Consider the following 19,314-nt stretch of genomic DNA (forward strand, 5'->3'; position numbering starts at 1 on the left):
TACACCTCACTCTTTAGCTGTCGGGAGTGCAGAATCAACGCTCATGGAATGCCGTGTCAGACGCCAGGAACAGGGGTTTTAGCAAAAACTGCATAACCGATTTGCTGCCTGTCGCAATATCGGCTTCCCCCGTCATCCCCGCAATCACGGTATGCGCTGGGCTTTTTACATAAGGGTTCGCCAACGAAATCTGCACCTTGTAATAGGGCATGCCGTTCTCTTTGAGCTTGCTGGAGGTCGGTGCAACACGGTTCACCGTCCCCTCGATAAAGCCAAAGCGGGCAGAATCGAAGCTATCAACCTTGACCATGGCGCGCTGCCCCACTTTCACAAAGCCGATATCCTTGGGAAGCACCATGGCCTCCATGATCACCGATTGGCCTACCGGCACGATCTCGGCAACGCTGCCTCCGGCAGCCACCACGGCACCGATGCGAGTTTCAGGCAGATCAATCACCACACCATCGACCGGCGACTCAAGCACGATAAAGTCTTTACGCTCTTCCAGTGCCTGCTTGTCGCTTTGTGCTTCACGATACGCTTCAGTGATCTTGCCCAACTCGGCACTCACCTGCTGACTGAATTCCGATTCCAGTTTGTCGAGTTCAGATGCCAGGGTGTTGATCTGATCCTTGATGCTCTGCTGCTGCGACTGTGCCTGACTGAGTCGCTCCTGTACCGAGGTGAACTGTAATCTCGCATCGCTGAGAGAGAGCTTGTTCATAATCCCTCTGCGGACCCCTTCCTCTACCCGGGCCAACCGATCTTTGGTTTCTTGCAACTCTTTCGTCAGCAAAGCGATCCCACGCTCACCCCCTTGTAACAGGGAGGACTGTTGCGCCATCTCGCCTTTCTTGGCCGAAATGGCCGCATTATGCATCTGCAGCTGCGCCTGATAGTTGAGCTGTGCCTGTTCCGTCAGCAGTGGATAAGCCTCGGCAAAGGAGGAAAAATCAGGGGCCCTCTTATCGAGGATCGCTTTGAGCCGTTCGCGATCCAGTGACAGGGCATTGAGTTTGATATCGACCTGCCGTACATCCTTGACCAGATTGGTCGCGGCAAACTCGACGATGGGTTGCCCGGCTTTAACCTGCTCCCCCTCATGCACCAGCAATTTGACGATCCGCCCACCCTCCTCGCTCTGAAGACTCTGTACCCGTTCACTGGGCTGGATTTCGCCTCGCGCTCTGGCCAGTTCATCCACCGGGGTGACGATGGCCCAGCCGATAAAAATCGCCAGCAACAACACAATCCCCAGCAGGGTGCGCCGCATCAGGCGAGTTTGCCGCCCCTGATCCAGCAGGGTGGTGATGAACTGTGCCTTGCGCTCATCCCGAGCGATGAGGTCGATAATTGCAGGTTCCAGTTTGTTCACACTGTTCTCTCCCTGAGTACTATGCGGTCGGTTGATTGACCGGCCCAAAATGGAGCGCAGCCCCTTGATCCAGCAGCAATATCTTGTCGCAACGCTGGATAAGGTCGGGTCTGTGGGTAGCAATGACGATGGTGCAATGGCCTTTGAGCGTGGCAATCAGCTGCACAAAATGCTCATCCAGCTGTGGATCTCTATCCCCCAGGGGATCATCGAGCAACAGCAGGGACGGGTGACCGATGATGGCTGCCGCCATCCTGACGATATAGCGCATACGTATGGCAGAGTGATCCTCTCGCCAGAGCGACAGCTGCAACCCCATGGCACTGTCAGCATCGGAAGCAGCGAAATGTCGCCACCACTGTGGGCCGGCTACACGGGTCAACACGTCATCAATCTCGGTATCGTCCGCATCCGGTTTGCGCAGCGCAACAGCGTCACGCAAGGAGAGGGAAAGGCCTCTGGCTTGCTGGGGAAGATAGCCAAGCCAGCTGCGATAATCATCGGGATCGAATTGCCGTATATCGTGTTTGCCCACCAGCACCCGACCATTTTGTGGTTGACGGATCCCGGCCAACAACTCCAGCAACGTCGACTTGCCTGCGCCATTGGGCCCGACAACGGCCAGACACTCACCCGGTTCAAGCGCAAAACTGACCCCGTTGAGTGAGGGTTCCCGATCTGGGGCATGGCGATAGTAGAGCCGGTCACTTTCCACGTGCGCCAACAGGGTGCTCACCGGTGTAACCAGCTTGGGGTTGGCCGCTTCACCGACACACGACAACAGTTGATCCAGCTGCTGCGTTGCGTCCAGCAACTGGCGCACCCGGATTTGGTTGGCAAACATCTGCTGGGCGGGCGTCGTCACCCGCCAAATCAGCATCATGGTGGCAATCAACCCGCCAGAGGTCATCTGTTGATCCAGCACCAATGCCACCCCAGTTCCCATGGTGGCCAGCACCGTCAGCATCGCCAATGCCTGCCCGACGGTCTGGGTCAAGGCATTCGCATTGGCATGATTCATATTCGCCACACTGCTCTGTCCCATCAGCGCCGTCAGGCGTTGTAACCATTCCCCCGACCGATCAACCCCTTTGAGTGCGCGCAATCGGGTAATCAGAATAACCAGCATGTCATTGAATTTACGGGTGGCGCGCCCCGCTTCGTTGGCTCTGATCTGAACCAGCCTGGATAAGGGCAAAGAGATAGCAGCAAACAACAAGAGCCCCAGGCAGGGCACCAGCACAATCCAGCCGCCCAACAGGCCGATGACCACCAGAAAAATCAGCACGAAGGGGTAATCCACACTCACTACCCCAGATGAACCACCAAACCACTGCCGAACCCCTTCAACCGAACGCAAGCGTCCAAGGTTGCTATCTACCCCCACTCTGGAGGCGACCTCCAGCGGTAATCCCAGGGTCTTTCGCATCGCCAGTTCACTGATCTGACTGCCGGCCCAAGCGGTCATTCTTGCCAGCAGCCGACTGCGCGCCATCCGTAAATACCAGGCCCCCGCGATGGCGATCACGACACCGCTGGTCATCCCCCACAGGGTGAGTGTCGCCCCGCTCGGAATGATGTTGTTGTAGACCATCATGGTGAAGAGCGAAATGGCCAGCGTCAGCAAGTTGATCACCAGGCTCACCAGCAGAACGCCCCCCACTTCGCGCCGAGCGCGAAAGAAAAGACGCCTTAACCAACCAAGCTGAGGTGCATCGACCGGGACGAAGCCACTGTTGCTTTCTATCACCAGCAACGACTCCGCCATTGGCGCATTGTCGACCGAGATCTCATGACCATCATGCCAGTGCAGATGACCATCTACCTGACCAAGAAAAATGCGCGCGCTCGCCCGTTCAAGCAACACCGCACCAATAGGCAGCGAAGTAGCCTGATGATCGGCTCGCCATTGCCGCCAGTTGTGTTCGCTGACCTTGAAACCCTGAGCCTTCAACACATGAATGAACTCTGCCACCCCGACAGGATTATCAGGTGCAGGCAGATCATGCAGCAGGGTTCTGGCTGCCCCAAACCAGCCAAGGGCAACCAACAGCGGCGCCAGGATCCCGGCCAGGGGCGAAGCCGCCAAATGCTGTTCGCCGAGCACCCGGTTAATCAGTGCGATCCGCTGTTGCTCACTGGCAAACACGGACTGCCTACCGGTAAAGACGTCTGATGATTCACTCATACGTGGCGCTCCCCCTTTCCGCAGATCAGAACCGCACGCTGGCAAGCCGATACCAACGGCTCTTTATACGTAGCAATCAGCACTGTGGTGTTGCCCTGCAGAGAAGTCAGTATCGTGGCCAACCGTTTCTGCCCATCCAGATCAAGTCCGGTAGCCGCATGATCCAGTAACAAGATCCCGGGTTTGCGTACCAGCGCCCGGATCAGGGCAATACGTTGGTACAGCCCCTCATCCAGATGCTCCGCCGTGCCGGGCCCGACTTCGGTCAAGATCCCGCTGCGCAGGCGCCCCAACATGGTATCCAGCCCTAGTTGCTCACACAGTGGACCAACCGCTGAATTGAATCTCGCATCATAGAGAGTCAAGTTATCGAGAATGGAGCCCGGCACCAACGCCAAATGACGGGTCACCAGCATCACATGAGCGCCATAAGCCTGTTGCAAAAATCCAGCGATCGGATGCCCTTTGACCGTCACAGAGATAGCGGGGTCGTGAACCATCCCCGCCACACACGCCAACAGATGAGAGGTAAGCGCTGGGTCCCCGGTCGCCAGATGTACAACTTCTCCTGGCTGGATCACCAGAGGCTCAGCCAGTAAATCCGGCGCTTCAACCACCAGCGCCCCCTCGGGAATATATTGTTCCCCATCAACACTGTTGCGCTCGTTGGATGGCAGTGTGAGCAACTCACTCAGCCGCTGCTGCACGGCGGCCATCCGCTGCAGTTGCGCCCAGTATCCGAGAGTGGCCATGGCTGGCCCAATCGAGCGGCTAGCCAACATAGTGCATGCCGCCAGCGCCCCCGTGGTCAACTCTCCCCGGATCACGGAGACAGCCCCCAAAGAGACCACCAGCACGGTGGCTAGCTGCCCGAAGGAGAGTGCATTTTCCCTCACCCACCCCAGACGGGTTTCCAACTCGGATTGCATTGCCATCACATCTGCATTGCGCCGTTGCCATGCAGCCGCAGCCACCCCTTCCGAACCACTGCCTTTGAGATAATTGAGGGCACTAAAGAGCGACCATGCTTGATCATTACGCACAACTTCCTTGTCACTGCAGCCCTTGGCCACCCGCGCAAGAGGCTCATTAAGGTACCAAGCCAGCAATACAGCCAGAATGAACAATCCCGCAGGGATAAGTGCGAGCCATAACCCACCAACGTAGGCAATCAGTGCCAGATAAATCAGTACGAAAGGCAGTTCATAAAGTGCCACTCCAGCCTGACCGGACCAAAAGTCGCGCAATTGACCAATGGCACGAAACGCCTCGAGCCAGACCGCGCTGCCGCGCACCTCAACGGCCTGCACATCGGCTTGATAAAATCGCTCGATGGCCCGAGCGGTCAGTTGTGCTTCATAACGCGCACCCAACCCGGCAAACAGCACCTGACGGCCATAGCGCAATACCGCTTCAAGCAAAATGGCAACGCCAACACCGAGCACCAGAAACAGCGCCGTTCCGTAGGCTTGAGCAGGCAAGATACGGTCGTAAATCTGTAACAGGGCCAATGGCAGCGCAAGCGCCAGCAAGTGCATGGCCAAAGAGGCCATAAAAAGGAGGGGGCTATGTTCAATCTTCAATAGCAGAGACGAGCGCATCCATTTACTCCCACACCTATTGAACTATCTACATTGTGAATGTCATCTATTAATACATCTCGCAACCTCATACGCACAAGGCGATAACAAGAGGAGTTGTGAATAAATTCAATACGATCACGCTCTGGCAGTTGAGCTGACCCGGTTGTTCATCACGAACGCTCCTATCCCGTACCAGGTAATCAGTTATGATTGCAGCAAGATGATCTCCCGAGAAACGATGCCGCACTGATCATATGCAAGGCAGGGTTAGTCCACAGGGAGAAGATATCGGGGGATCACCGTCGTGAGCTGACGAAGATGAAGATTGAGATTGAGATTGAGATTGAGATAATAATGTCCCGGTGCATACATTTGGTAAGCATCGACTAGACAGTCCAACGGGGGACGAGATAGTTCCGTACCAGCCAACATCAGATGGCATAGTGGATGGCATATCAAGAGCCTGTAAATCCAATTGTGTAACCGCCCACGAATAAGTAACTTTTTCAAAAGGATACCTTCGTGGGTAAGCAAATGGACCAAGACAAACTCAAAGCACTCGCCGCTGAGCTGGCAAAAGACATCAAGTCTGAAAAAGATCTCGGCACCCTCACCCAACAGCTGATCAAGCTCACCGTCGAGACCGCGCTTAATGCCGAGATGGACGAGCATCTGGGCTACCAGAAACACGCCCCACAAGGCCGCGGGACCGGCAACAATCGCAATGGCTATTCCACCAAGCGCCTAAAAGGGCAGCACGGAGAGGTCACTATCCAGGCGCCTCGTGACCGCAACAGCTCCTTCGAGCCTCAGTTCGTCCGCAAGGGCCAGTCCCGCCTGACTCAGATGGACGACCAGATCCTCTCCCTCTACGCCAAGGGTTTGAGCACCCGGGATATCGTTGACGCGTTCAAAGAGATGTATGACGCCGACATCTCGGCGGGGCTGGTATCGAAGGTGACCGAGCGTGTCATCGAGCAGGTCCACGAATGGCAAAACCGACCGCTGGATCCGCTCTATCCCATCGTCTATCTGGACTGCATTGTGCTGAAGATCCGCGAGAACCAGCGGGTGATTAACAAGTCGCTCTATCTGGCACTGGGCATCAATATGGACGGTCACAAGGAGCTGTTGGGCCTGTGGCTGGCCGAGACCGAAGGGGCAAAGTTCTGGCTGTCGGTCCTGACTGAGCTGAAGAACCGTGGCCTGGAAGACATCCTGATTGCGTGTGTAGACGGTCTCAAGGGCTTCCCTGATGCGATTGCTGTGGAGTATCCCCAGACCAAGGTTCAACTGTGTATCGTCCACATGGTGCGCAACTCGCTGCGCTATGTCTCCTGGAAGGACTACAAGGCGGTGACGGCGGAGCTGAAGCAGCTCTACCAGTCTGCGACGGAACGTGAGGCTCAGCAGGCGCTGGCGGCCTTCGGCGAGCGCTGGGATAGCCAGTACCCGCAGATAACGCGCTCCTGGCAGAGTAACTGGGCCAATCTGATCACACTGTTCGATTATCCCCCCGCCATCCGGAAGGTGATTTACACCACTAATGCGATCGAGTCACTCAACAGCGTGCTGCGTAAAGCGACCAAGCAAAGGAAGCTCTTCCCGACCGACGACTCGGCGCTAAAAGTGGCGTTTCTCGCGATACAGCAAGCCTCCAAGAAATGGACCATGCCGATCCAGAATTGGAAGCTTGCCCTAAATCGCTTTATTATCGAATTCGGTGATCGCCTGAACGGTCACCTGTAATGGAGTGGGCAGTTACACAGAATCATTTACAGGCTCCATATCCAAAAATCGCACATAAAGAAAAAGCCCAAGCAATTTAATTGCTTGGGCTTATCATTTGGCGGTGAGGGAGGGATTCGAACCCTCGTTTCGGCCTGTCACAGAACAAATATAACCTTTTAATTCAATGACTTAAAACGTGATTTCTGACTATTAAAACAGCCCGATTGACTCAAGCTATTGCCATAAGACTTGCAACTATTTATAGAGAAAAACGCTGAAATGTCAAGAACATGAAGATATGTTTAACAATATGAATCATGTTTCCTCTGAACGAGATGAAGAATCGTGATTCATTAGGAGCCCGCCAGAGTGATCCCTTGGCGATGCATGATTCACAATGAACGAGTTGCATTTCTACAAGGCACCTTCTGACATCAGGAACATTTCCGAGAACATGACGAATGAACCATTAGCGGTTTTGAGCATTGAGCCGCACGGCCTGTCACGGGTGGCAGTCTGAATTTGCTAGATCACAAGGCGTTCAACGGGGTGAACACGATGATCGGGAATGTGAAAAACTCACTGTGGGGCAGCTGCCACACGCTTGGAGCGAAGCATCTGCCAAGACATTTGGCAGAATATTGCTTCCGATTTAATCATCGTTTTGAGCTGAAGAGGATGATAACCCAATTGGGTCGTGCCGTAGTGGCAAGCCCGCCGATGCCATGTCGGCTTTTGAAGATGGCTGAGGGTCATGGGTAATCAGGATGTAGAAAGGGCACGAATATAGTTCGGGCACAGCGCCCACGCTCCGGCTCAACAACGAGGTTAGCAGGCCCTCAGTTTTGGCACGCAATGTGACAATTTAAATATCTTTATAAATCAGCAAGATATCGATATATGGATGGCGTATAGCTGGTGATAGCCCCGCGCTTAGGTGAGTTTAGTGAAACCAGTTGTCCATTGCATCCCACGCGTAAGATGATCAGATCCCCTGTCACGCCAGAGGTTCTGTGCGGACAGTGAGGATATGGGAAACAAATCCATTTAGTGTTAAAATACGGCTCGAACTTTGGAGAACCAGCAATGCCAGTAACCCCATCACCACTGAGATATCCAGGTGGTAAGACAGCCATAACACCAATGGTTACGAGTATTATTCAAGCAAACAATCTAAGGACAGCGCACTACGTTGAGCCTTATGCCGGTGGGGCGGGGCTTGCTTTATCTTTACTATTTAACAATGTAATTTCACATATTCATTTGAATGATCTTGATATATCAATTTGGTCTTTTTGGCACTCCATCATTAATCATACAGAAGAGTTTATTGAATTAATAAATACAACTAATGTAACGATAGATGAATGGCATATACAAAAAGATATTCAAGATAAAAAGGAAAGCGTAGATAGCTTAACGTTGGGTTTTTCAAGTTTTTTTCTAAACAGAACAAACAGGTCAGGAATAATACAAAAGGCTGGTGTAATTGGTGGATTGGAGCAAAAAAGCAAATACACTCTAGATTGTCGGTTTAATAAGAGCAATCTAATAGAGAAAATCCGAAAAATATCAAGTTATTCGGAGTTTATTCATATATATAATATGGATGCCATAGATTTCATTCATAATATTGAGGCGCGAGGTGATCGAACTTTCTATTGCATTGACCCCCCTTATTTTGTTAAAGGTCAGAGCCTCTACACAAATTTCTATGAACCTAATAACCATCAAGACTTGGCTGGAGTTATAGGGAGGATTCAAGGCAAGTGGATGTTGACGTATGATTACGCAGAAGAAATAAAACAGCTTTATTCTAACTATAGAAAATTTTATTTTTCTCTAAATTACAGTGCTGCCGAAAAAAAGAAAGGTACTGAGCTTTTGGTTGTTAGTCCAAGGTTAAGAATTCCAAACTCATTAAATATTCAAAGAGCAACATGTTAATGTTGCTCTTTTGGGGTTCACTATAGATTTAAACCTTTTTTAGATAAAATATCTAGAACCTTACCACCAGGAACCAAACTAATAGATGCATGCCTATGAGCAAGAGCTATTGGAATAATGGCATTTTCATAAAGCTCTAGCTCAAAGTGAGTAAGAACATTCATCGCCTTACCTAGTAATGGATGGTATCGAGGTATTTCAACTTTCTCTCTAGAAAACTTCCTCTTTGCTTCACTGTTTTTTATTTCATCATCAAATAAGATCGGAGGTGTTTTATATTCAAATGGATAAACCAATCCAAATACAAACACTTTTCCATTTCTAGTCCTATAGATAAAATCTTGTCCATAATATGTTTCATGGCCAAAGTTATCTGATGATTCTGAACGTGCGGCTATGTATCGATGGCGATATTCATCATCGATAACACGAAAAGCTCCTTTATCAATATATCTTGATAGCGCCATCGCATGCTCTACAGCAGGGCCTGTCTTTTGGACCCCCATAATTAGTGGCGCTTCTAATCCTTTATTTTTAAGTGTTAGACCTATTTTTGAGTAAAGTTTAAGTAATCTAGCATGAACTTTTGCTGGCTGACCAAATATTGCAAGAGGACCATCCACAATGAACGCCATTCCACTAAGTTGTTCCGGATTTCGATCGCAAACCAATCGTATAAAGGACGCAACAATAAGGTGCTCAACGACATTCATAAATCGGGTAATAGCTGAACCATTGTCTCCTAAATCTGAAATCTGCTCATGAATTCTCATAACATCCGTAATGTAAACATTTTGCATGCAGCTACTACAACGCAGTACTTCTTCTTTCTTTTTAAATATAAATTGCTCTTTTCCCCCACAAGATGGACAATTTTTAAGCTTAACTTCACCATTGTCTATTGCCAATAATGTTCCCACAACATTGTAATTATCATCATTAGTCCAACTAGTTCTAATATCTGAAAGCTGTTCATACACGGCTAACCGAAATCCATCTTTTACCGTCAGCGAGTTTTTATATCGAACATTGCAACCTGGTAAAGTGAACGCAACAGAGTCCCCACTTCGGTGAAGTTCAGCCACCCTGAATGGATCAACAAAGTTAGAGTTCACAGGGCGCAAACTATCAAACTCAGAAACAGTAATAATTACCATGCTATTCTTAACATAGCCAATTTGTGTACTTGGAAAAAGCCCGGGTATGGGCTCCTTGTAAGGGCTTGCATCAGAGGCCACAACATGATTTGGAAGCCAACGAATGCCCTCATTCCACAGCACATAATCTTTTGTAATTTTCTTGGCTTCTTCTTCGGAAGGAGGGACCAAGCAACTACAGTCATTGAGGAATTTTTGTACATCAGGGTTTTTGACCACATCTACATGCCCCCCCTTTCCTGCTGATTCTCTGTTATAGGGCATTAGTCATCACCTCGTTGATTTGATTTGTTTGTATTGCTCAGCCAACTCACTAGGCTTAAAGCGATTTATTTGTGTGGGCACTACGAATGGGGAGGATAATGTTTTAATTCTCGCAAAACCTACATCTTGAGCAGTTTTTAATGAGGAATGGAAATCAGAAAAATCGTAAAACTTACCTAATGAACGTAACTCATCTTCATTATTAAGGTGTGTCACAAACCAGTTTTCAGTATTTGCCAAAATATTGGGGTGTATAGAGGATGGTTCCTGGGTAGCATAAACAAAAGCAATTTTAGCCTTCGCTCCCTCTTTGGCAATTCTTGGCCAAACACCAGTTAAATCATCAGTACGACCTATTAAATTATGTGCTTCCTCAACATATATAACAATATTGGGAAGAACTTCATTTTTGTGGAATCTTCCCATAGACTGAGTCAATATATGCCTTGCTATACGAAGAGCCATGGCTTTGCGCACGATCTCAGAACCAACCGAAAGATCTAATATAACAATCTTACCATTTAAGAGTAGGTCATAAATTTCAGCTTCTACCTCACTATTACGATTAACGCTATGGTATTCAGCTATTGGCCCCAAGTAACTTTTTACCCTGATAGGTGTATCGGTTTCGTTTTTCCCCACTATCAGATTAGCCAATGCCTTCAAATTATCATCAAACCAGTCATCTTTTGCCTTTTCACTGCGAAGTGAAGGCCATAGTCCGGTAGGAATTTTAGTGCCATTTTTCTTAAATTCCCTTTCGGCAGCTTCATAGTCTTTTCGAATTTTCTTATCCGCACTACGCGCATCTGAAAAAAACTTAACTAAATCATTCAAAGAAACACCAGAACTATAATCAGGAAAAAAAACCTCTGCTTTATTTTTTAAGTCATCTTGTGTAGGTTTTTTACCTAATGACTCTTCAAGCTCACAAACAACATTAGTATAATTTTGCTCTAAAATTTGGCGTTTCACATTTTTTGATACGTTCAACTTAACCTTGTAATCCCTTGGGGAGTCAAAGCCTCTACAATATAAAAGAGCCTTAAATGCAGCAAGTAGTCTTTCAAATCGTGACATTTCACTTTCTGATGCATCATCAGGTAATGGATCCAAAGATATAGAAGACACCAGTATTTTCATATCACTTGCAGTGATTTTTTCATCCTTTAAAATATCTTGAATTATAGATATGGCAATATCAGGTTGCTCATAGAAGTTATTTCTTAAATCCTTCACAGACGGATTACTACTTAGAGTGCCTCGATAACAAACAACATCATCCTGAAATACATCGGCTATTGAGCTACCATCATCCTGTTGGTTTACATTCGCATACTCACCGTTTATATCAAATATGATCTGCCCTACTCGAGTGTTGTCTTTAATTGCTGACATTGCAACTGATGAAACTGTAGTCTTTAGGGTATTTGATTTACCCGTTCGGGTCATACCAAGGATTGCCGTGCGACGAGCCAAAAAATCTGTCGGCTGAATTTGAACAGGAACAAGAGTTTCCGTTTTCGCTCTGTGAAGTCGAGTTGTTGAAGTGTACCTAACAGTACCAATTTCTATGGACGTAGGCATTGAACTAAAGCCTGATTTTTTTGCCTCCTCTTCGGCTTTTTTCTTAACCTCTTCGTTTACATGATTAACAATAAGCTCTAGTGCTTTATCTCTTGGCTTGAATACTCTTAAACGATTTGATGACATATAATTTTCAATGTCACATCCTAACCTTAGTTCACCTTCATCTATAAAAAATGTACCCAAAATACGACACCTCAAACCGCCAGCCTGAAGCTCTGAGAGAGTCAATACATCTAGTCCATCCAGCTTATCATTAGCAAATACTTCACTTGCCGTTCTCCGTTGATTGTGCTCAATTCTTGTTTTAACAAAATCATCATCAGTTGGTAGTTTTGAATGCCCTATCACCCTTAAAAGAATAACTTCTCGGTCTAACTCAGTACTTGCAGAGACGTTTTCTGGATTTAAGGAGGTAGCCACTAAAAAACTATTGTGAGGTACACCAGCAACTTCCTCTTTGAATTTATCATTGGTAAGGATAAGTGCTTCGCTAAAGTCCATGGAATAAACGTACCCCACAAGGTTAGCTAATGGGTTGGTCCCTAAAAGTTTTAGCAACTTGTCATCTGCACCCAGGATGTTAGTGATAACTCTATTCATAGCAGTACTGTCTCTCAATTAAGTTATGAATTATTAGTATTTTAACAAGTCAACCTATGCCATATCGACTCTTATAGATGGCTGAGGATGATGGGTAATCATGAACGCAACCTTTTGACTACGACCTTCACCACTATTTAATTAGAAAGATGGAGGGGGGCAATGTGCCTCGCTACATAGCTTCCTACTGTTGTGCTGTAGCTGGCAAACGAGATGGCTACCGCACGGGGGTGTGACAACTCCCTGAGTGCTGCGTTTAACCAGCGCTGACATTGGCTATTCATAGGCTCTCGATGTTTGCAAGGGGCCCGAACGGGGATGGTATCAAACACCGGCCAACCTTGCTGAAAAAAAATGTCATTTAACGTGCAGATTTAGAATTTTTTTGACGATGATCATAGTTATTGGCACTTGCATAGAAGACGCATTGCCATACCACGAACTCACTTCAATTGCTTCGGGGGGGGGTAAATCTCTGCGAAAAATTTGCGTGAGCACCTAGACCTAGTCGATACTGGTCGTTCTCTGGATATGATTCGCGTTAGCACGAAGTGATAATCGCGGAAAAGATAAATTTCCTTTGCGGGAAAAAATCACAAATCGAAAGGATTTTTTATAATTGTAATTTTTAGATGGTCAATGCGTAGGGAACCCGAATTACCAGAGTTCACTGATACAACCTGTAATGCGATTGCCGCCGTTTAATGCCAATGTCGCTACCCATATATACCCCACTCAGTGAGATGCGCTAATAGAGGCGTTTCGTGCGCTATATTTACTTATTAGAGGCGCTTCCGATGGTGAGTATGTTTGAATCGCTCCCATGACGCTTCCCTGAGAGATGGATTTTCGTTTGGCTATCTTAAGGGAGTAGATCGAGACATGGATAGAGGAAATGGATGAAAATATGAGCAGGTTCAATCCATTAGTGACCGACTGCTTTGTTAAACTGGTAGTTTGGTTAGCAGAGGATACGGATATGTCTGTAGTGGTCTAATCATCCCGGACACCATTTTAGGTGGTACAGTCGCCACCATGACTTGAGGTGTTCAATGACAAGATTACGTCGCTCATTTACTGCTGAATTCAAACTCGAAGCCGCATCCCTGGTACTCGACCAGGGATACTCTGTCCCCGAAGCCAGCCGTTCACTGGATGTCGGTGAAACCATACTTCGCCGATGGGTTCAGCAGCTCCAATCCGAACGAACCGGCACCACCCCAATCGGCAAAGCGCTGACCCCGGAGCAGCAGAAAATCCAGGAGCTGGAAGCCCGCATCAACCGGCTCGAGCGCGAAAAGGACATTCTAAAAAAGGCTACAGCTCTCTTGATGGCGGACGAGTTCAAACGTACGCGCTGATAGACCGATTAAGGGAGCAAGCCCCCATCAGTATGGTCTGCTGCGCTTTCGATGTTCCAACATCCTGTTTTTACGACTATCTGGCCCGCAAGCGGACGATTAACCGTGAGCGGATGCAGCAACGCAGCGAGTTGCGCCGTTTGTTCAAAGAGAGCCGGAACTCAGCGGGCAGCCGCGCCTTGATGTCGATGATGCGAGCGCTGGAGCATCAGATTGGCCGATTCAAAGTGCGCAGTCTGATGAAGGAGGCCGGTCTGGTATCCAAGCAACCGGGTGCTCATCGCTATCAGGTCGCCCGGTCTGAACGACCGGATATTCCCAATCTGCTGGCGCGTGAATTTGATGTCCAACAACCCAATCAGGTGTGGTGTGGCGATATCACCTACGTCTGGGCAGGTGGTCGTTGGAATTACCTGGCGGTGGTGCTCGACCTTTATGCCCGCCGAGTCGTGGGCTGGGCGATGTCTGACAAGACTGATGCAGAGCTGGCAATAAAAGCGCTCGAGATGGCCTATCAGCAGCGGGGTTGCCCATCAGGTGTGCTGTTTCACTCCGACCAAGGCAGCCAATATGGCAGCCGGGCATTTCGGCAGCGGCTGTGGCGCTATCGCATGACCCAGAGCATGAGTCGGCGTGGCAACTGTTGGGATAATGCACCGATGGAGCGGTTGTTCAGGAGTCTGAAGACAGAGTGGCTCCCGACAACGGGATATATGAACCTGCGGGAGGCGAAGCGGGATATCAGCTATTACCTGATGGATTACTACAACTGGCGGCGTCCACATCAACACAATGACGGGATCGCGCCAGCAAAAGCCGAGGATCGGCCTAACCAAGTGTCCGGATTTAGTTGACCACTACAGTCCCTCACCCAGCCCCTTTGCTACAGGGTGAATCACCCCGACTTCTTTAGACATTTCGAAGCCGTTCAGGACTGATCCCGCACCAGCAACTTGGCCGACGGGTCTCTCCTAACGAGCTCAGAGTTGACCGTTAATACACTGAGATGAGTTCTTATTGACCGGCCTGCATTGCTAAACTCTGGATCGTATATTCACATAGAACGCAGTTCTATGTGGAATTTATGAAAGTAAAGACGGCTTTCCGATGAGACGTCTTTTTACAAATGGCGATAAGGAGGATAGCGCACTGAAAAAGAGGTAGCATGAAGTTCAATTTCAGCCAGTAAAATAAAAAAACCGTTTTTTGTTTTCATGAGAAAATTCCTTTTCGATTTGAAAACAAACGGGGGGATCTAGACTTTTTTAAATTAATACTTTCATACCTACTTATTTTCGAGATGTCAACCGATGAGGATAAGAGTAGGTTTATCCTCATCGAGCCGGGGGATTGTTAAGGGGGTGCAATATACCACATGCAATACTTATATATATGCAGTTCATTGCACCATTGCATCCAATTAATTGGCGGATGTGGATGAATCTGCTAAATGTGTGATAGCAATGCCATCTGTTAATACATATTCAGTCCGTTCAGATGTCGCCACCCTTGTCACCCAACCATTATCGACACATTTTTTTATGTAATTTTTTGCCTGCCGTTCTTTTACAGAGAAATACTGGCAAAACCTCTCGGTCAATGTGGTGGCAGAAATCGCCTCCTGGCCTTCCTGTGCCTCCAGCAGCCCATCCATCAGCCTGTCGCGCTCCTCCCCGATGGCACTGACTAATGTCAGCCCAGTACGATTAAGGAGTATTTCGTCAGGTGTTTCAACAGCCCTCGCACTGAACGTCAGGTTGTAGCGAGCGCCCTGACCCTCTCGCGTCCCCAGTGAGATGACACCATCGGCCTCACCATGAATCGAAGAAGCTCCCCGCATGCTCATTACGCCAGCGTTAACCCCACCTGCATTAGGCGATGCCTTTCTTGCGTGATGAACGATGATGTGTGCAGCTGAGCCGCTGATTTTTCGAATGGCTCGCATCACCTGACCCATTTCGCCATTGTCGTTTTCCTCTGCATTATGCATCCGAGCGAGGACATCCCAGATGATCAAATCCGGTTGAATGTCGTTGACAATATCTAGTATTGCCTGTGATGCCATAGGATCTAATACATCAGTCGATTTATAATCGCCGCACCGCAAGAATGTTTTAATGTTTTTTGCATCTCCCAAGTTGGTCTGTGCCGACATGGTGTAGTACCGCTGCCAAAACAATCTGTCATTGACCTCAAAATCCATATACAATACGAGCGCAGGCTTTTTAATTTCCCAATTTAAAAATACACTACCGCTGGCTACAGCCAAGCCCAACTGCGTTGCAAGCAGCGATTTACCCGTTTTGGGCGAGCCATTAATAATCCACTGCTCGCCTTTTTCAATCAGATTATCCACCACCCAATTAGGGCTTTGCTGGCTGGAAATTAATCCAGCAGCAGGACTGAAATTATAATGCTTTTCATTATTCATAAACATACCTATATTATTGTGGTGACTTGGTACTGTTGATATGTCTCATCGTTTACATATATGCATAAGCTAATCATGCGTATATGTATGATTAACTACCCCGTGTTGTTGCAGATAAAGCGTTTTTATGTCTGATATTTCGCTATCAATATGAAGGGCATGGATAATCAGGTATAAAAATGCCACCAATAATTGCGGCATTGGTCGTCTGTCCTCGATTAGCAAATGAGCCCGAGCGCCCGAAGGCGTTGGAGCGCCTGATCCTGTGAATCGTTCGAATAATCCGGTTCTTGAGTGATCCGAGCAAGACGCTCAACTAGCCGCCTGCCATTCTCATCGAGCCTCACAGACACATCGAGCAATGACACTGTGTATTGAGTGTTACATGCCGATGCCAACGCAGCAGCCAGCACCCTGCCAGATCCGGTGCGCGGGTGTTCTGAAATGATTGCCAAAATCTCGTTTAGAATTTTCATATATTTCCTCTAGTTAGTTAAACAATATGGTGCCTTTTCGGCTGTCATAAATTCTGCTGGTTAGATACTGGTTGTGATGTAAACGCCCTCGATTGATCAGCACCAAGCGATGTTATGGCTGCGTTTTGTGTAATAACAAATAATCATCTAAACATTTTTTATGTCTGGTATTTCGCCATCAATATGGATGACCGTCACCGATATATAGGCATCAAGGTAGTTCCTCCTCGTGCCTCGTCAGACTCCACCTTGACGCCTATATTCGGCTCCTTTGTCATGCCATATTAATCGCTTCATACCCTCCATAAAAATGGCTCTGTCCCAATTATGTGTTGAAAGGCTAAGCTTGAAGTAGGTCATTACCTTGAGGTCTACCATCATGGATACCCCAGCCTTTCAACACCTGTTGTCTCTCTTTCCACAGCTTACCCTGCGCCAACGCCGTGTTGCCCGGCAGGAGCTCATGGCGCCCCACACCATTACCTCACTCAATACCCAGCTACCTGCATGCAGCGGTTGCCCACATTGTCAGGCCGATGCCAATCAGCTGGCACCATGGGGATGGAGTCGCGGACTACGTCGCTATCGTTGCAAACTGTGTCTACGCACCAGTACCGTGCTGACCAAGACCCCCTTGGCCAGATTACGTAAAACGCAGTGCTGGGAAGACTACGCGCAAGCCCTCATTGAAGGACTCACTGTCCGCCGGGCAGCTCTGCGTTGCGGGGTCAGCAAGAACACCGCTTTCCTCTGGCGCCACCGCTTCTTGCGTGCGATGGCCGCCCATCAAGCCACACGGGAAGAGGGCATCGTTGAGGTCGACGAGACCTTCTTCCTCGAGTCGTTCAAGGGGCAGCGGGGATTACCTCGTCTGGCTCGGTGTCGAGGAGGTAAAGGGCGAACCCGGGGAACCGGGCCCGATTACATCCCTGTGATGGTGGTGCAGGACCGTGCTGGTCACCATGCAGATTTTCAGTTGGAAAAGATGAATGCCGAAACAGTTATCGCGGTCTTGAAGCCCCTGGTCTCGCCGGATGCAGTGCTGTGTAGCGATGGTGCGGGCGTATATGCCAGTTTCAGCAAAGAGCAGGGCGTGACCCATAAGGTGGTGCGCAATCGTCAGGGTGAGCGGGTAGTAGGAGCATTCCACATTCAACATGTAAACGGATATCACCATCGATTGAAAGAATGGATGGTGCGCTTTCATGGCGTGGCGACTCACTACCTGAGGAATTATCTGGGTTGGCGCAGGATGCTGGAGCGTTACGGGAAGGGAGTGAATATCAAAGCGTGTCTGCATGAGGCGCTGGGGCACCCCATGCAACACGTAATTGGGACATAGCCATAAAAATGGGTTCTCCACCCCACTCCGGTCGCTGCGCAACCTACGGGGTGTAGTGGTCAACTAAATCCGGACACTTGGTTAGGCCGATCCTCGGCTTTTGCTGGCGCGATCCCGTCATTGTGTTGATGTGGACGCCGCCAGTTGTAGTAATCCATCAGGTAATAGCTGATATCCCGCTTCGCCTCCCGCAGGTTCATATATCCCGTTGTCGGGAGCCACTCTGTCTTCAGACTCCTGAACAACCGCTCCATCGGTGCATTATCCCAACAGTTGCCACGCCGACTCATGCTCTGGGTCATGCGATAGCGCCACAGCCGCTGCCGAAATGCCCGGCTGCCATATTGGCTGCCTTGGTCGGAGTGAAACAGCACACCTGATGGGCAACCCCGCTGCTGATAGGCCATCTCGAGCGCTTTTATTGCCAGCTCTGCATCAGTCTTGTCAGACATCGCCCAGCCCACGACTCGGCGGGCATAAAGGTCGAGCACCACCGCCAGGTAATTCCAACGACCACCTGCCCAGACGTAGGTGATATCGCCACACCACACCTGATTGGGTTGTTGGACATCAAATTCACGCGCCAGCAGATTGGGAATATCCGGTCGTTCAGACCGGGCGACCTGATAGCGATGAGCACCCGGTTGCTTGGATACCAGACCGGCCTCCTTCATCAGACTGCGCACTTTGAATCGGCCAATCTGATGCTCCAGCGCTCGCATCATCGACATCAAGGCGCGGCTGCCCGCTGAGTTCCGGCTCTCTTTGAACAAACGGCGCAACTCGCTGCGTTGCTGCATCCGCTCACGGTTAATCGTCCGCTTGCGGGCCAGATAGTCGTAAAAACAGGATGTTGGAACATCGAAAGCGCAGCAGACCATACTGATGGGGGCTTGCTCCCTTAATCGGTCTATCAGCGCGTACGTTTGAACTCGTCCGCCATCAAGAGAGCTGTAGCCTTTTTTAGAATGTCCTTTTCGCGCTCGAGCCGGTTGATGCGGGCTTCCAGCTCCTGGATTTTCTGCTGCTCCGGGGTCAGCGCTTTGCCGATTGGGGTGGTGCCGGTTCGTTCGGATTGGAGCTGCTGAACCCATCGGCGAAGTATGGTTTCACCGACATCCAGTGAACGGCTGGCTTCGGGGACAGAGTATCCCTGGTCGAGTACCAGGGATGCGGCTTCGAGTTTGAATTCAGCAGTAAATGAGCGACGTAATCTTGTCATTGAACACCTCAAGTCATGGTGGCGACTGTACCACCTAAAATGGTGTC

The 19,314-nt window shown here is 49.2% G+C and carries 11 protein-coding genes and 1 pseudogene; 5 read left to right on the forward strand and 7 right to left on the reverse strand.

Features of this window, described 5'->3' with window-relative positions; genetic code table 11:
- Window positions 1-34: 34 nt before the first annotated feature.
- The 3 genes from CK911_RS07695 to CK911_RS07705 are packed head-to-tail and all read right to left on the reverse strand — an operon-like array spanning window position 35 to window position 5,164.
- Window positions 35-1,375 (reverse strand): HlyD family type I secretion periplasmic adaptor subunit, encoded by a 1,341-nt coding sequence (locus CK911_RS07695; protein ID WP_098969531.1) that lies wholly within the window; start codon window positions 1,373-1,375, stop codon window positions 35-37.
- A gap of 19 nt (window positions 1,376-1,394) precedes the next feature.
- The gene (locus CK911_RS07700; protein ID WP_098969532.1) at window positions 1,395-3,563 is read right to left on the reverse strand and encodes an ATP-binding cassette domain-containing protein; all 2,169 of its coding nucleotides are present in this window, start codon (window positions 3,561-3,563) and stop codon (window positions 1,395-1,397) included.
- Complete coding sequence (locus CK911_RS07705; RefSeq protein ID WP_098969533.1) at window positions 3,560-5,164, reverse strand: ABC transporter transmembrane domain-containing protein; 1,605 nt, start codon at window positions 5,162-5,164, stop codon at window positions 3,560-3,562. Before CK911_RS07705 ends, CK911_RS07700 begins: the two co-directional genes overlap by 4 nt.
- Before the next feature lie 516 nt (window positions 5,165-5,680).
- Here CK911_RS07705 and CK911_RS07715 point away from each other — a divergent pair.
- The 3 genes and pseudogenes from CK911_RS07715 (at window position 5,681) to CK911_RS07725 (ending at window position 8,824) form a co-directional block, all read left to right on the forward strand.
- Window positions 5,681-6,895 (forward strand): IS256 family transposase, encoded by a 1,215-nt coding sequence (locus tag CK911_RS07715; protein ID WP_098969535.1) that lies wholly within the window; start codon window positions 5,681-5,683, stop codon window positions 6,893-6,895.
- A gap of 483 nt (window positions 6,896-7,378) precedes the next feature.
- A pseudogene (locus tag CK911_RS07720) lies at window positions 7,379-7,639 on the forward strand (IS1595 family transposase); the annotation flags it as partial.
- A 324-nt stretch (window positions 7,640-7,963) separates the two neighbouring features.
- Window positions 7,964-8,824 (forward strand): DNA adenine methylase, encoded by an 861-nt coding sequence (locus CK911_RS07725; protein WP_098969536.1) that lies wholly within the window; start codon window positions 7,964-7,966, stop codon window positions 8,822-8,824.
- A gap of 20 nt (window positions 8,825-8,844) precedes the next feature.
- Here CK911_RS07725 and CK911_RS07730 read toward each other — a convergent pair whose 3' ends face one another.
- Both CK911_RS07730 and CK911_RS07735 read right to left on the reverse strand, forming a co-directional pair.
- Complete coding sequence (locus tag CK911_RS07730; RefSeq protein WP_082029965.1) at window positions 8,845-10,245, reverse strand: hypothetical protein; 1,401 nt, start codon at window positions 10,243-10,245, stop codon at window positions 8,845-8,847.
- Window positions 10,246-10,251: 6 nt separating this feature from the next.
- Window positions 10,252-12,435: a DUF87 domain-containing protein gene (locus tag CK911_RS07735; protein ID WP_098969537.1), complete on the reverse strand. Its 2,184-nt coding sequence runs from the start codon at window positions 12,433-12,435 to the stop codon at window positions 10,252-10,254.
- A 1,052-nt stretch (window positions 12,436-13,487) separates the two neighbouring features.
- Here CK911_RS07735 and CK911_RS07740 point away from each other — a divergent pair.
- Window positions 13,488-14,650 (forward strand): IS3 family transposase gene (locus CK911_RS07740; RefSeq protein ID WP_098968687.1). Its coding sequence is split into 2 segments (ribosomal slippage): window positions 13,488-13,743 and window positions 13,743-14,650, totalling 1,164 coding nucleotides; the frame shifts between segments, so codons are not numbered across the junction.
- Between the two features lie 566 nt (window positions 14,651-15,216).
- Here the strand turns inward: CK911_RS07740 and CK911_RS07745 are convergent.
- Complete coding sequence (locus CK911_RS07745; protein ID WP_253860395.1) at window positions 15,217-16,227, reverse strand: AAA family ATPase; 1,011 nt, start codon at window positions 16,225-16,227, stop codon at window positions 15,217-15,219.
- Between the two features lie 855 nt (window positions 16,228-17,082).
- Between CK911_RS07745 and CK911_RS07755 the strand changes: the two genes are divergently transcribed.
- Window positions 17,083-18,045, forward strand: coding sequence for an IS1595 family transposase (locus CK911_RS07755; RefSeq protein WP_098969540.1), 963 nt, complete (start codon window positions 17,083-17,085; stop codon window positions 18,043-18,045).
- A gap of 59 nt (window positions 18,046-18,104) precedes the next feature.
- Here the strand turns inward: CK911_RS07755 and CK911_RS07760 are convergent.
- A protein-coding gene (locus CK911_RS07760; RefSeq protein WP_098968687.1) for an IS3 family transposase occupies window positions 18,105-19,267 on the reverse strand; the annotation gives its coding sequence in 2 pieces (ribosomal slippage) (window positions 18,105-19,012 and window positions 19,012-19,267; 1,164 coding nt in all).
- Window positions 19,268-19,314: the final 47 nt, after the last annotated feature.

Source organism: Aeromonas sp. CU5, from assembly GCF_002586745.1.
Classification (GTDB): domain Bacteria; phylum Pseudomonadota; class Gammaproteobacteria; order Enterobacterales; family Aeromonadaceae; genus Aeromonas; species Aeromonas sobria.

Coding starts and splice junctions, on each gene's coding strand:
- CK911_RS07730 (WP_082029965.1), bottom strand. CDS start 10,245: ATGCCCTATAACAGAGAATCAGCAGGAAAGGGGGGGCATGTAGATGTG.
- CK911_RS07745 (WP_253860395.1), bottom strand. CDS start 16,227: ATGAATAATGAAAAGCATTATAATTTCAGTCCTGCTGCTGGATTAATT.
- CK911_RS07725 (WP_098969536.1), top strand. CDS start 7,964: ATGCCAGTAACCCCATCACCACTGAGATATCCAGGTGGTAAGACAGCC.
- CK911_RS07755 (WP_098969540.1), top strand. CDS start 17,083: ATGGATACCCCAGCCTTTCAACACCTGTTGTCTCTCTTTCCACAGCTT.
- CK911_RS07705 (WP_098969533.1), bottom strand. CDS start 5,164: ATGCGCTCGTCTCTGCTATTGAAGATTGAACATAGCCCCCTCCTTTTT.
- CK911_RS07735 (WP_098969537.1), bottom strand. CDS start 12,435: ATGAATAGAGTTATCACTAACATCCTGGGTGCAGATGACAAGTTGCTA.
- CK911_RS07715 (WP_098969535.1), top strand. CDS start 5,681: ATGGACCAAGACAAACTCAAAGCACTCGCCGCTGAGCTGGCAAAAGAC.
- CK911_RS07700 (WP_098969532.1), bottom strand. CDS start 3,563: ATGAGTGAATCATCAGACGTCTTTACCGGTAGGCAGTCCGTGTTTGCC.